This is a genomic window from Burkholderia sp. Se-20378, from assembly GCF_017104665.1.
GTDB classification, from domain to species: Bacteria; Pseudomonadota; Gammaproteobacteria; order Burkholderiales; family Burkholderiaceae; genus Burkholderia; species Burkholderia lata.
In genome coordinates, this window is record NZ_JAAGPG010000225.1 from 1 (window position 1) to 13,038 (window position 13,038).

Annotated in this window: 13 protein-coding genes; 3 read left to right on the plus strand and 10 right to left on the minus strand. The window is 68.0% G+C overall.

The window, feature by feature from the left end:
- Nucleotides 1-693: ribokinase (locus G3N93_RS22150; protein WP_206133954.1), on the minus strand; the 693-nt coding region annotated here is incomplete at its 3' end.
- A 241-nt stretch (nt 694-934) separates the two neighbouring features.
- Here G3N93_RS22150 and G3N93_RS22155 point away from each other — a divergent pair.
- On the plus strand, nt 935-2,020 hold the full coding sequence (locus tag G3N93_RS22155; protein WP_206133955.1) for a LacI family DNA-binding transcriptional regulator: 1,086 nt from the start codon (nt 935-937) through the stop codon (nt 2,018-2,020).
- Between the two features lie 37 nt (nt 2,021-2,057).
- Here the strand turns inward: G3N93_RS22155 and G3N93_RS22160 are convergent, their stop codons facing one another.
- From G3N93_RS22160 to G3N93_RS22190, 7 genes are all read right to left on the minus strand, one after another.
- On the minus strand, nt 2,058-3,128 hold the full coding sequence (locus G3N93_RS22160) for a lysozyme inhibitor LprI family protein (protein WP_241026655.1): 1,071 nt from the start codon (nt 3,126-3,128) through the stop codon (nt 2,058-2,060).
- Between the two features lie 131 nt (nt 3,129-3,259).
- The gene (locus tag G3N93_RS22165) at nt 3,260-4,297 is read right to left on the minus strand and encodes a GTP-binding protein (protein WP_206133956.1); all 1,038 of its coding nucleotides are present in this window, start codon (nt 4,295-4,297) and stop codon (nt 3,260-3,262) included.
- Nucleotides 4,294-5,961: an amidohydrolase gene (locus G3N93_RS22170; protein WP_206133957.1), complete on the minus strand. Its 1,668-nt coding sequence runs from the start codon at nt 5,959-5,961 to the stop codon at nt 4,294-4,296. The genes G3N93_RS22165 and G3N93_RS22170 overlap by 4 nt, the downstream gene beginning before the upstream one ends.
- Nucleotides 5,962-5,997: 36 nt before the next feature.
- Complete coding sequence (locus tag G3N93_RS22175) at nt 5,998-7,392, minus strand: sodium:solute symporter (protein WP_206133958.1); 1,395 nt, start codon at nt 7,390-7,392, stop codon at nt 5,998-6,000.
- An 82-nt stretch (nt 7,393-7,474) separates the two neighbouring features.
- Nucleotides 7,475-7,672, minus strand: coding sequence for a DUF3311 domain-containing protein (locus G3N93_RS22180; protein ID WP_011350315.1), 198 nt, complete (start codon nt 7,670-7,672; stop codon nt 7,475-7,477).
- Nucleotides 7,673-7,951: 279 nt separating this feature from the next.
- A complete protein-coding gene (locus tag G3N93_RS22185; protein WP_206133959.1) occupies nt 7,952-9,073 on the minus strand; it encodes a Fic family protein in 1,122 nt (373 codons plus the stop codon).
- A gap of 94 nt (nt 9,074-9,167) precedes the next feature.
- Entirely contained in the window at nt 9,168-10,085 is a 918-nt protein-coding gene (locus tag G3N93_RS22190) for a LysR family transcriptional regulator (RefSeq protein WP_174928994.1), read from the minus strand.
- Nucleotides 10,086-10,213: 128 nt separating this feature from the next.
- Between G3N93_RS22190 and G3N93_RS22195 the strand changes: the two genes are divergently transcribed.
- Both G3N93_RS22195 and wrbA read left to right on the plus strand, forming a co-directional pair.
- Nucleotides 10,214-10,939 carry a pirin family protein gene (locus G3N93_RS22195; protein WP_174939092.1) on the plus strand — a complete coding sequence of 242 codons (726 nt, stop codon included), beginning with the start codon at nt 10,214-10,216 and terminating at the stop codon, nt 10,937-10,939.
- 61 nt (nt 10,940-11,000) lie between these two features.
- Entirely contained in the window at nt 11,001-11,603 is a 603-nt protein-coding gene (gene wrbA / locus G3N93_RS22200) for an NAD(P)H:quinone oxidoreductase (protein ID WP_174939090.1), read from the plus strand.
- Between the two features lie 91 nt (nt 11,604-11,694).
- On the opposite strand, the gene G3N93_RS22205 is transcribed toward wrbA, so the two are convergent.
- Both G3N93_RS22205 and G3N93_RS22210 read right to left on the minus strand, forming a co-directional pair.
- Nucleotides 11,695-12,000, minus strand: a complete 306-nt coding sequence (locus tag G3N93_RS22205) for a hypothetical protein (RefSeq protein WP_174928991.1) — start codon at nt 11,998-12,000, stop codon at nt 11,695-11,697.
- Nucleotides 12,001-12,236: 236 nt separating this feature from the next.
- A complete protein-coding gene (locus G3N93_RS22210; RefSeq protein WP_174939088.1) occupies nt 12,237-12,971 on the minus strand; it encodes an LrgB family protein in 735 nt (244 codons plus the stop codon).
- Between the last annotated feature and the right edge of the window lie 67 nt (nt 12,972-13,038).

A 13,038-nucleotide genomic window follows, 5' to 3' on the forward strand; every position in this document is an offset into this window, starting at 1 on the left:
CACGCCGCGCGCGCCAAGCGTGACCAGCACGTTGCCGACGCCCTTCGCGCACAGCGCATCGGCCGCACGCACGGCGGACGCATCGTCGCCGACGGCGATGCCGGTCAGCGACTCGGCTTCGGTTTCGTTGACGACGAGGTAGTCGACCCGTGCGAGCAGCGCGTCGAACAGCAGCTGCGCAGGCGCGGGATTGAGCAGCACCGGCGTGTGGTGCGCAGAGGCACAGGCAATGGCACGCGCCACGGTCGCCACCGGCACTTCGAGCTGGCACACGAGCATCGCGGCGCCCGCGATCGCGTCGCGCGCCGCGTCGATCCGGTCGGCATCGAGACGCGCGTTCGCGCCGGGCACGACGACGATGCTGTTCGCGCCGCCCTCGTCGACCGTGATCGTGGCCACCCCGGTCGCCGTGCCGCCGATCCGCTCCAGGTAAGTCACGTCGATCCCCTCTGCCGACAGCGCGTCGTGCAGGCGCGTACCGAACGCGTCGTCGCCGACGCAGCCGATCATCGCGACCGACGCGCCCAGGCGCGCGGCCGCGACCGCCTGGTTCGCGCCCTTGCCGCCATGAACGGTCTGGAAGTCCGTGCCGAGCAGCGTCTCGCCCGGCACCGGCAGGCGCGGCGCGCGCGTGACGAGGTCGATGTTCACGCTGCCGACGACAGCGATACGAGGGGGATAGGCGTCGCTCATTTCCGAATGTAACCGCTTACATTTAAGACGGACAAAATGGCCGGAATGGCCGTCGTCGATGAAAATTTCACGATATGGATAGAATATGGGTCTGACATAATACGGAAGCACGTCAAGATAGCGCTTACATTCTCACAGGGTCGACCGGGAATGCAAGCGGCGCCACCACGAATCGAGGGTAAACATTGACGCATTTGACAACTCGTAGCGCCGCCATCGCCGCTACGCCTGGAGACAGCCGATGAGCTCGCCCCCGTCCCGCGCCGGTGCGCCCCGCGCACGCCGCGGCAGCGGCCGCTCGGTGCTCGGCGATGTCGCGAAGCTGGCCGGCGTATCGACCGCGACCGTCTCGCGCGTGTACAACGATCCCGGCAAGGTATCGGCCGACGTGCAGCAGCGTGTGCGCGACGCGGCGCGCACGCTGAACTGGATCCCGAATGCGGCGGGCCGTGCGCTCGCGTCCACGCGCACCCACATCACCGGCGCGATCATTCCGACGCTCGACGACCAGGTGTTCGCGTCGCAGGTCGCGGGCATGCAGACGGTCATGGCCGAGCACGGCATCACGCTGTTCCTCGGCTGCTCGAACTACGATCCCGCGCAGGCGCTGGCCCAGGTGCGCGCGATGCTGTCGCGCGGCGTGGAAGCCGTGTCGCTCGTCGGCGAAGCGTATCCGCCGGAACTGTTCGAACTGCTTGCGCTGCACCGCGTGCCGTACGTCGTCACGTATGCGTATCGCGACGACAGCCCGCACTGCTGCATCGGCTTCGACAACCGCGCGGCGTTCGCTCGGCTCACCACCCACCTGCTCGATCTCGGCCACCGCGATTTCGCGATCATCATGCAGCCGTCGGCCGACAACGACCGCGTGCAGGCCCGCCTGCGCGGCATTCACGACACGCTGGCCGCGCGCGGGCTCGCGGTGCGCCCCGTCCATCAGCACGAAGGCGTGGCCACGATCGCATTCGGGCGGGCGAGCCTGCGCGCGATCGCCGATAGCGACGCGGCCACACGGCCGACGGCCGTGATCTGCGGCAACGACGCGCTCGCGCTGGGCGCGTTGCTCGAGGCGCAGGCGCTCGGCATCGACGTGCCCGCGCAATTGTCGATCACCGGGTTCGACGACATCGCGCTCGCGCGCGAGATCCAGCCGCCGCTGACGACGATGTGGGTCGACACCGACGCAATCGGGCGCCAGGCCGCGCAGGCCTTGCTCGATGCGCTCGAAAACGGCGCAACGGGGCCTGGGCATGCGGTGCTGCCGGAGTTGCGCACACGGGAATCGGCTGCGGCACCGGCGCAGGTCCGCGCAGCGCGAAAGAATTGACGATGCGCCGGGCGGCTTCGGCTGCCCGGCCGGCCCGTCACTGCATCACGTCGACCGGCAGCGTCTTGTCGAGATTGTCGTGCCACGCGAGGATGGTCTTCGGCACGTTTTTCTTCCACGCCGGCACGTTCGTGTAATAGCGCATCCGCACGTTGTTCTTCGCGTCGAACACGAGCAGCCCGATCCACAGATCGTTACCGCGACGCATCACGATCGCGGCATTCGTCGTCGCGATGCCGCGCACCCAGTACGAATTCACGTGCGCGTTCAGCCCGTCGAGATCCTTCTCGTCGGCGCTGTAATTGACGTTGTCGACGAGCGTCTGGTAATCGGCGCCGAGCAGCTTGTGCGCGGTCGCGTTCTGCGTCGCGTCGTCAACGACTTTCAAGCTCAGCAGGTCGGCGGCCGGCTTGGCCTGGAACTGCGACGCGGTCACGTACTGGCCGCCGTAGGAAACACCCGCGCCGGCACCGCAATCGAAATCCGCGCCGTGTTGCGTGACGCCGATGCGCCCGCCCTTCCGTTCGAAATCGAGCCGGCATTTGTCCTTGCGGTAGGTGCCGCTGTCGCCGTGCAGCACGATGTCGCCGTCGAGCCCGCCCGTATTCGCACCGTTGTTGCCGCCGAGTTCGAAATGCAGGCGCGGCGCCGTGCCGGTAAACGTCAGCACGCCGCCGAACGACAGGTTGTCGCTCATCATGTACCACGTCTGCTGCCAGCGATCGGCAGCCAGCGGCTTGCCGTTCAGGCTCGCGAGCCGTTCGCGGTAGCGGTCGCCGAGACACTGCCCGTCGTCGCCGCACCGGTCGCGCTGCTTGAGCCACTTCAACTGCGCGGCCTTCAGCGCGGCCGTATCGCCGCCTTTCGCGAGCGCCTGCTTCCACGCCGCGGCGAGGTCGCTGTCGAGCTTCGACAGCGTGGCGTCCGCGCAGATTGCCTTCTCGGTTGGCGACGCGGCCTTCGCGCAGTCGAAGCCGGCGGCATGCGCGGCGACCGGCAATAGCGTGAACAGTGCAGCAGCCGCGATGGATCGCAATTGCTTGCGCGATGCATCGCTGGCGGGACGCGCGGTCTGCCCGCGCGCATTCGATCGGTTCTGGATGGTCATCGGCTTGGCTCGTCGCAGGATCGCGCGCCTGTAGAAGCTACCTGCACGCGGCATTCGAGGTAAAAACGCCCGGCACGGCATGTGGCGCATGCCGTTACTCGCCGAAGCCTAACCCGAATGCGCGACGCCGATCAATCGATGGTCGATGTCAGCGCAACCGTCGAGGCAGCCACGCTGCATTGCACGATGCCGTCGCGCAATGCAGCTTCCACTGCGGCATCGATGAATCCGATGAACACCAGCACGCCGTCTGCTTCGTGCGCGGCCAGCCCTTCGTCCTCCATCGACGAGAACCGGATGCGCCGCGCGGCGACCTGACAAACGCGCGTCGCGACCCTGCCCTCCGCATCAGTCACGCGCACGATGCCCTTCGCGCGCAGGATCGTGCGCGGCAACGCCTTCAGCCACGCACGCAGCCGCGCCTTGTCGAGCACGTCCGGTGCGGCGACCGTGACGCTCGCGAACGCCGGCATCGCGTCGTGTCCGATCGCCCGGTGCGAACGCGCAAAACCCGCCGGCATCGCGCCGCGATCGGGCACGACCGCGTCGAACAGCAGCGCGAGTGGAATCTCGCCATGGTGCGCGGCAACGACGATATCGGTCGGCGCACACGCGCGCACGTCGTCGAGCACCGCATCGCGCTGTGCCGGCGCAATGCGGTCGAGCTTGGTCACGACGATCGCGCCCGCGCCGTCGAGCTGGCGTTGCGCCATCGCGCCGACGAGCGGATCGGCGAGCGTATCGCGCCACGCAAGCGCATCGGCGACGACGAGCACCGACGTCAGCCGGAATGCACCGTTCAGCAGCCCGATCTGCGCGATCTTCGCGGGATCGGCCACGCCGCTCGCTTCGACGAGCAGCAGTTCGGGCCGCACGTCGCGCGTCGCGACACGCGTCAGCGCATCGACGAGCGCGCCGCCGATCGTGCAGCAGATGCAGCCGTTGTCGAGCTCGATCACGTCGTCGCCGCGCGCCTGCACGAGCCGCGCATCGATGTTCACCGCGCCGAAATCGTTGACGAGCACCGCGATGCGCCGGCCATGCGGCGCCTGCAGGATCGCGTTGACGACCGTCGTCTTGCCCGCGCCGAGATAGCCGCCGATCACCGCGAGGTCGATCGGTGCGGGCGTGGAAACAGCGGGCGTCACGCTGTCGGCCTGCGTACTCATCGCGGCGACCGGAACACGCGCCCGCCGAGCACGGTGCCCCACACGGCGAGTTCCTTCAAACGTGCGGGCGCGCAGATCGACGGGTCGTCGTCGAGCACCGCGAAATCCGCGAACTTGCCGATCTCGATGCTGCCGACGAGATGATCCATCCGCAGCGTATAGGCCGCGCCGAGCGTGATCGCATGAAGCGCGTCGTCAACGGAAATCCGCTCGCCTTCGCCGAGCACGCGCCCGGACGCCGTCTCGCGCCGCACCGCGCACCATGCGGTGAACAGCGGATTCAGCGGCGTGATCGGCGCATCCGAATGCAGCGCGAACGGAATGCCGAGCCGCTGCGCCGAGCCGGCCGCATCCATCCGGCTCGCGCGATCGGGGCCGATGGTCTGGCTGTAATGCGCGTCGCCCCAGTAGTACAGATGATTCGCGAAGAAGTTCACGCACATCCCGAGCGCGCGAACGCGCTTCAACTGCGCGGCGTCCGCCATCTGGCAATGCTGCAGCGTGTGGCGATGATCGGGGCGCGGATGGCGCGCGAGCAGCGTCGTCATCGCGTCGAGTACGACGTCGGTCGCTTCGTCGCCGTTGGTATGCACGTGCAGTTGCAGCCCCGCGCGATGAAACGGCTCGAACACGTCGACGAGTTGCGCGGGCGGAATCAGCCACAGCCCGTTCGGCTGCCCGCCCGCATAACCGGGCCAGCGCACGCGTGCGGTGAAGCCCTGGATCGAGCCGTCGACGATGAACTTCACGGGCCCGAAATGCAGCTTGTCGGTATTGCGCTCGATCTCCGCGAGCACGCTGTCGGCCGAGCGCGCCGGATTGCGCTGTGGCGCGAACGCCGGCACGATCCGTACCGGGTAATCGGGATCGGCGGTGACGTCGTGCAGCGTGCGGTTGCCGTCGGCCGACAGGTCGTTGACGAGATCGGTGGCCGTCGTCACGCCCGCGAGCTGCGCGACGCGCCCGAAATTCCAGACCGCGTGCGGCTTCTCGCTCGCGGAAATCGCGAGCTTGCCGCCGATCGTCTGATACACCGGCAGCATCGCCGCGAACTCCTGCAACTCGCCGGTCGGGCGGCCGTCGGCATCGCGCGTCACGCCGTCGATGTCGGTGTCTTCGTCGATGCCCGCGCGCGCGAGCATCGCGCCGTTCACGTTCATCAGGTGCACGCTCGCATGCAGGATCGCGATCGGCCGCTGCGCGGACACGCGATCGAGTTCGCGCGTCGTCAGCCGCGCGGTGCCGAAGAAGATCGGATCGAAGCCCCATGCGAGCAGCGGCCCGTCATCGGTCATCGCGCGCTCGGCTTCGGCGAGCCGTTCGAGCACCGCGTCGAGCGAGCGCAGCCCCGGCCACAGCGTGCCGTCGGGGCCGCGCCGGTCGTAGTAGCCGACGTACACGGCATCCCACATCGCGCCTTCCATCAGGTGGCAATGCCCTTCGACGAGCCCCGGCATCAGCACCTTGTCGCGCAGCGTGTCGTCGGTCGTGCAGGCACCGAACCGCGCGTGCCACGTGGCCGCGTCGGCGGCGTCGCCGACCGCAAGGATGCGGCCGTCGCGCACGGCGACGTGCGTGGCCGACGGCTGCGCCGGGTTCATCGTCAGGATGCGGCGCGCCGTGAACACCGTCACGGGCACGGCCGGGGTTGCGGATGCTGGCATGGGATGCGGTTCTCCTTGCGGCGGAACGCCGATGGCTCAGGATACGGCGTATTGCTTCACGGGGCGGCCGTGCAGCATCACATGCACGGCCGCGACGACCAGCACGTTGACGACGAGGCACACGAGGCCGAGGTTGATGCCGCCGAAGTCGACATGGAACACGTAGAAGATCATCGCGAGCACCTGGCCGCAGATCATCCCGGCGCCCACCGCGACGGGCCGCACCTGGCGCCCCGCCAGCAGAATCAGCACGCCTGGCAGGAACTGCGTGACGCCGTAGTACGTGGTGTTGATCAGCGTGAGCATCAGGTTCGGCGTGAGCAGCGTGGTCGCGATCGACAACAGCAGGTAGCCGACGATCACGTATTTCGCCGCACGCTTCTGGCGCGACTCGGGCAGGTTCGGCATCAGGTTGCGCGTGACGATCGGCCCGATCGCGAGGCAGATGCCGGCCAGCACGAGCAGCCCCGACAGCGCGGCGCCGGCCGCGACGAGGCCGATCAGCCAGCCGGGCAGCAGGTGCGTGACGGCGGCGAAGAACGCGTCGTTCGGCGACGCAAGCGTCAGGTTCGCGGTAATCGCGTAGTACGACGCGATCACGAGGAACGGATACATCAGCATGTACAGCGGCATCACGACCTGCGTGCGCCGGATCGCGCTCGGCCCGCGCGCGGTGAAGAAATTCTGCGCGGCGAACGGCATCAGGTAGAAGCCGAGCGACTGGAACAGCATCGTGCTCATCGAGAAGCGCAGCTGCGATCCGCTCATCGTGTTGCTGACCTGCCGGCTCGCGGCGTCGAACACCGGATGCACGCCGCCCACCTGCCACGCGACGGCCACGCCCGTCACAACGATCGCGAGCAGCATCAGGATGTCCTTCAGGATCGCGATGTACGCCGACGCGCGCACGCCGGAGATCGCGATATAGGTGAACGCAAGCGCCGCGCATACGAGGATCAGGTACAGCGGCTCGACATGCCAGCCGAGCCCCTTGAGCGCCGCGACGAGCCCGGTGAACTGCAACTGCCCCCACGGGATCAGGAACAGGATCGATGCGCACGCAACGACCAGCTCGAGCCCGCGGCTGCGGTAGTGGCCCTTGAACAGGTCGGGCAGCGTGATCGCGTTGTGGCGCTTGCCGGCTTCCCAGATCTTCGGGCCGACGAAATACCCGATCGGGTAGGCGAGCAGGATGTAGCCGAGGAACCACACGCCGTAGGTCGGCCCTTTCGCGTAGATGCCGCCGGGGAAGCCGACCATCGTGCCGATGCTGTAGATCTCGCCGGCGGTCAGGAAGAACACGAGCGCCGTGCCGAACTGGCGCGACGCGACGAAGAAGTCATGCACGCTCTGCTTGCCGCGGCCGCGGCCGGAACGGATGGCGAGATAGAGCGACAGCGCGATCAGCGCGGCGAAGACGACCGTTGACATGCGCACCTCTGCGAAGGAACGGAAAGCGTAGGGTTCGCCGGACAGCGCGGGCGGCCGGCGGTCCGCAAGGAGCGGATGCGCGCTAGGCGGCGCCGCTCGCGCGGCGGTCGAACAGCATCCAGCACGCGAACAGGCAGCCGGACGTCAGCACGAACCACGCGAAGATCCACATGAAGATGAACGGCACGCCCAGCACGTAGCGGTCCTGCGCGGCCACCCAGGGCAGCACGCCGATCACGCCGAGATACGGAATACCGATGCCGATCAGATACCTGAGCATGCGTGTCTCCTCGAAAGCGGGTTCGTACGGAAGGGTCGTACGTGTGGCTGTGGATGTCGCCTGCACGACATCCGCCGTCGAATCCAGTATTCGAAGACAAAAAGGCGCGGGATAGTGCCAGACGCGGGCAATCGCTTGGGCCAGTGGCCCACTGCCCGACGCGGCCCGGTGCTGTCCGGTGCTGTCCGGTGCTCCCCGGTCAACGCGGCAACGATCGACGCGGCAACGCGCCCCCGCCCCGTCGCGCTCGACGCTTGCCGGTCATGCCCCGAGCCGGCGTCAGCCGTCGACCGGCGCCAGTTCGTAACTCGTGCTCCGGCCGCCGGACGACGAGCGCCGCAGCACACCGTGCTCGACGAGTTCGGTGATGTCCCGCAGCGCGGTGTCTTGCGAGCACTTCGCCAGCGCCGCCCACTTGGTGGAAGTCAGCTTCCCCTCGAAGCCGTCGAGCAGGCGATTCATCACCTTCACCTGGCGCTCGTTCATCGCGAAGCCCGCACAGCGCTGCCAGAAGCGCGCCTTGACCAGCACCGCGTCGAGCGTCGTGTGCGCGTGATCGATGGCCCGTCCGAGCGCGGTCAGGAACCACGCGAGCCATTCCGTGACGTCGAGCGAACCGCGCTGCGTCCGCTCCAGCACGTCGTAATACGCGTTGCGCTCGCGCTGGATTTGCGCCGACAGGCTATAGAAGCGCTGCGGACTGCGGTCGGCGCGCGCGAGGACCAGATCGCCGAGCGCGCGCGCAATCCGGCCGTTGCCGTCGTCGAACGGATGGAGCGTGACGAACCACAGGTGCGCCAGGCCGGCGCGGATCAGCAAGGGTTCGACCGGTGCGGCATTGAGCCACGCGAGAAAGCGCGCGATCTCGCCGGCGAGGCGCGCGGCCGGCGGCGCCTCGAAATGCACGCGCTGCCGGCCGATCGGCCCGGACACGACCTGCATCGGCCCGGTGGCATCCGTACGCCAGCCGCCGACCGTGATCCGCGCCATCCCCGAGTAGCCGGTGGGAAACAGCGCCGCATGCCACCCGAACAGACGAGCGTCCGTGACCGGCGCCGCCGCATGGGTCGTCGCATCCAGCACCATGTCGACCACGCCCTCGACGTGACGATCGACCGGCGCCAGCGCACCGATATCGACGCCGAGCCGACGCGCGATCGACGACCGGACCGATGCGACGTTCAGGCTTTCGCCCTCGATCGCGCTGGTCTTGACGACGTCTTCCGTCAGCGCGGCCAGGCTCGCCTCGTCGCGCAACGCCAGGCCGACATCCGCCAGCCGCCCGGCCAGCATGCCTTGCGCACGGCTGACGTCGGCGAGTGGCGTCGCCAGTGCCGGGAGGTCGAAGCGCCACGCGGGCCAGTCGACCGACTCCCAGATGTAGGTGTAATCTCCGCTCATGATGCGGAGATTATCCCACCGATTCGCCGCATGACTCAATATTCTCCGCAAATTCTGCGGCGAATAACACCCTCATTCCCCGCAACCGCGTGCGTTACCGCGCCCGGCCCGCCCCGCCCTTCCCCGCCGGCGCAGCCTCGCCGAGCCGTTCCGCGAGAAACCCGATGAACGTGCGCAGCGTGACGAACCCTTCCCGATGCTGCGGAAACACCGCATTGAGCGTGATCGGCGACGGCGCATACGCGTCGAGCACCGGCACCAGCGCACCGCTGTCGAGCGCCCCGCCGACGATGAAATCCGGCAGCAGCGCGATGCCGAGCCCCGCGATCGCCGCGTCGCGCACCACTTCGCCGTTGTTCGCGACGAGCGGCCCCTGCACGTCGAACGTGCGCGCCGCGCCGTCGACGCGGAATTCCCAGCCGATGCGCCGCTCGCGGCCGTACAGCACGCACGTATGGCCGGCGAGATCGGCCGGCGTCTGCGGCGTGCCTTGCCGCTTCAGGTAGGCGGGGCTCGCGCACGCGACCATCCGCCACGCGCCGAGCGCTCGCGCGATCAGCGTCGAATCCTCGAGCGAGCCGATCCGCAGCACGAGGTCGAAGCCCTCGCCGATCAGGTCGACGCGCCGGTCGGTCAGGTCGAGGTTCAGCCGCACGGCCGGGTGCGCGGACAGGAATTCGGCGATCAGCGGCGACACGTGCGTGATCCCGAACGACAGCGGCGCGCTGATTTTCAGCGACCCGTGCAGCTCGGTGCTGCGCACCGACATTGCCTGCTCGGCGTCGGCAATCTCCGCGAGGATCCGCTGCGCGCGCGCATAGAACTCCTGCCCCGATTCGGTCACCGCGAGGTTGCGCGTGTTCCGGTGCAACAGCCGCACGCCGAGCGACGCCTCCAGCGCCATCGTGCGCCGGCTGACGAACTGCTTGGACAGCATCAGCTGGTCGGCCGCCGCCGTGAAGCTGCCCGCATCGACCGTCGCGACAAAGATCCTGAGATCGTTGAGTTCCATATTGTCCACTCCATAGCGACAGTCATTATCTCCACAGCCATTTATTTGTCAAATCGATTGACCTAAGATTCATCTCAACGAACGGCCGGGCCCACTTCCGAGGTCCGGCGTCTTGAGGAACAAAAATCATGATCGAAATCCGTGCAGCAAACCAACGTGGCCGTGCGGAGCATGGCTGGCTCAGCTCCCGTCATTCGTTTTCGTTCGCGAATTACTACGATCCGAAGCAAGTCGGCTTCTCCGACCTGCTGGTGATCAACGACGACCGCGTCGCCCCGGGCCGCGGCTTCGGCACGCACCCGCACCGCGACATGGAAATCCTGTCGTACGTGCTCGACGGCGCGCTGGAACACAAGGACTCGATGGGCACCGGTTCGGTGATCGTGCCGGGCGACGTGCAACTGATGAGCGCCGGCACGGGCGTGCGCCACAGCGAGTTCAACCACTCGCCGGAACTGCCGGTCCACTTCCTGCAGATCTGGGTCGGGCCGTCCGAAAAGGGTGCCGAGCCGCGTTATCAGCAGACCAATGTCACGGCCGACGACAAGCGCGGCAAGCTCGCGCTCGTCGTCTCGCCGACCGGCGACGCCGGTTCGCTGAAGATCCGGCAGGACACGCGGATCTACGCGGGCCTGTTCGACGGTGATGAGCGCGCGACGCTGGAACTCGACCCGAGCCGCTTTGCTTACGTGCACGTGGCACGCGGCAGCGTGACGGTCAACGGCGTGACGCTCGGCGAAGGCGACGGCGTGCGCATCCGCGACGAACAGGCGCTGACGTTCGCCGACGGGAAGGATGCCGAAGTGCTGGTGTTCGACCTGCGTCCGGTCGAAGTAACGGCCGAGTGGGCATAAAGCCCGTTCGGGAAACCGGGCCCCGCTGAACGCGGGGCCCTTTTAATCGGAGATTCGCAACATGGCCAAGGTACTCGTTCTTTACTACTCGTCCTACGGGCACGTCGAAACGATGGCGCAGCACATCGCGGAAGGCGCGAAATCGGTGGCGGGCGTCGAGGTCACGCTCAAGCGCGTGCCGGAAACGATTCCCGTCGACCAGGCCCGCGCGATCGGCGTGAAGGTCGACCAGGCCGCCCCGGTCGCGACGGTGGACGAACTCGCCGACTACGATGCGATCATCTTCGGCACGCCGACCCGCTTCGGCAACATGGCCGGCCAGATGCGCACCTTCCTCGACCAGACCGGCGGCCTGTGGATGAAGGGCGCGCTCGTCGGCAAGATCGGCAGCGTGTTCGCATCGACCGGCACGCAGCATGGCGGCCAGGAAACGACGATCACGTCGTTCCACACGACGCTGCTGCACCACGGGATGGTGATCGTGGGCGTGCCGTATGCGTGCAGCGGCCTCGTCAACATGAACGAAATCACCGGCGGCACGCCGTACGGCGCGACCACGCTCGCCAGCGCGGACGGCAGCCGCCAGCCGAGCGCGAACGAGCTCGACATCGCGCGCTACCAGGGCAAGCACGTCGCGGAAATCGCGAGCAAGCTCGCGTCGTAACGCAGCGGCCCGGCGGTTCGGGCAGCCCCGCACACGCACAAACGGCGCCGGTCGACCCGGCGCCGTTTGTGCTGTGTCCCGGGTTCGACCGTTACTGGCCCGATGCCGGGGCGGCCGGCGCCGCCTTCGTCGCGGGCGCCTTCTGCGTGGCGTTCTGCGGATAGTTGCTCTGGTCGTTGGTCAACCGGTAGCCGCTGCCCGTGCCGATCGCCTTCAGGTCCGACGCGTGCCGCGCCCGGGCGGCCTTGCGGGCCGCCTTCTTTTGCGCCTTGTCGACCTGCTTCTGCGTCGGCGCGGACGCCGGATCCTGCGCGTATGCCGCCGGCGCGGCGGTCAACAGCAGACCGAACGACGCCGTTACTGCTACTGCCACCGATACCACGCGAGACTGCTTCATGGCCGGATCTCCTTGTCGATTGTTGGTTGTGGGTCGGACACCAGCACGCACACGACCGCTTGCGGCAACGGCGCCGATGCAACGTTAGCCGATCAGTATTCAGTTGTCCGTGTGCGTTCCTGAATTCTCCCGATAACGGCCACGATACATGCATACCGCGCGCGCCGTCGTTTCGGCGCCGCGCCGGCGCCATCAGGGAAACCGATAACCCGGCCCAGGCCGGCCTCGGCCGGCGCTCAGACCCAGCGCGACAGCACCGGCAGCAGGATCGGCACGACGAAGGCCGTCAGCACGCCGTTCAGCCCCATTCCGAGCCCGGCGAACGCGCCGGCCTCCTCGCTGACCTGGAACGCGCGCGCGGTGCCGATCCCGTGCGACGCGACGCCGAGCGCGAAGCCGCGCACGGCCGGTTCGTCGACCCGCAGCACGTTGAGGATCCCGCGTGCGCACACGGCCCCGAAGATCCCGGTCGAGATCACCAGCACGGCGGTCAGCGACGGAATCCCGCCGATCTCGGCCGCGACGGCCATCGCGATCGGCGTCGTCGCCGATTTTGGTGCAAGCGACGCGATCGTCTGGTGCGACGCGCCGAACAGCGCCGCGATGCCGACCGCCGACACGATCGCGGTCAGCGAGCCTGCGAGCAGGCCGACCAGCAGCGGCACGGCCGCACGGCGCAGCTTCGACCACTGGCGATAAAGCGGCAGCGCGAGCGCGACGGTCGCGGGGCCGAGCAGGAAGTGGACGAACTGCGCGCCTTCGAAGTACGTCGGATACGGTGTATGGGTGATCGTCAGCAGCACGACAATCAGCGCGACCGCGATGAGCACCGGGTTCGCGAGCGGGTTGAAGCGCGCCCGTGCATAGACGGCCTGCGCGAGCAGATACGCGATCAGCGTGATGGTCAGGCCCAGCAACGGGGTGGCGGCGAGATAGACCCAGATCGCGCCGAGTTTCGGGAAGGCCGTCATGGCGCGCCCTCCGCCGCACTGCCCGCGCGCCGCTGGCGGCGCAGCAGCGCACGCGTGACGAGTGCGG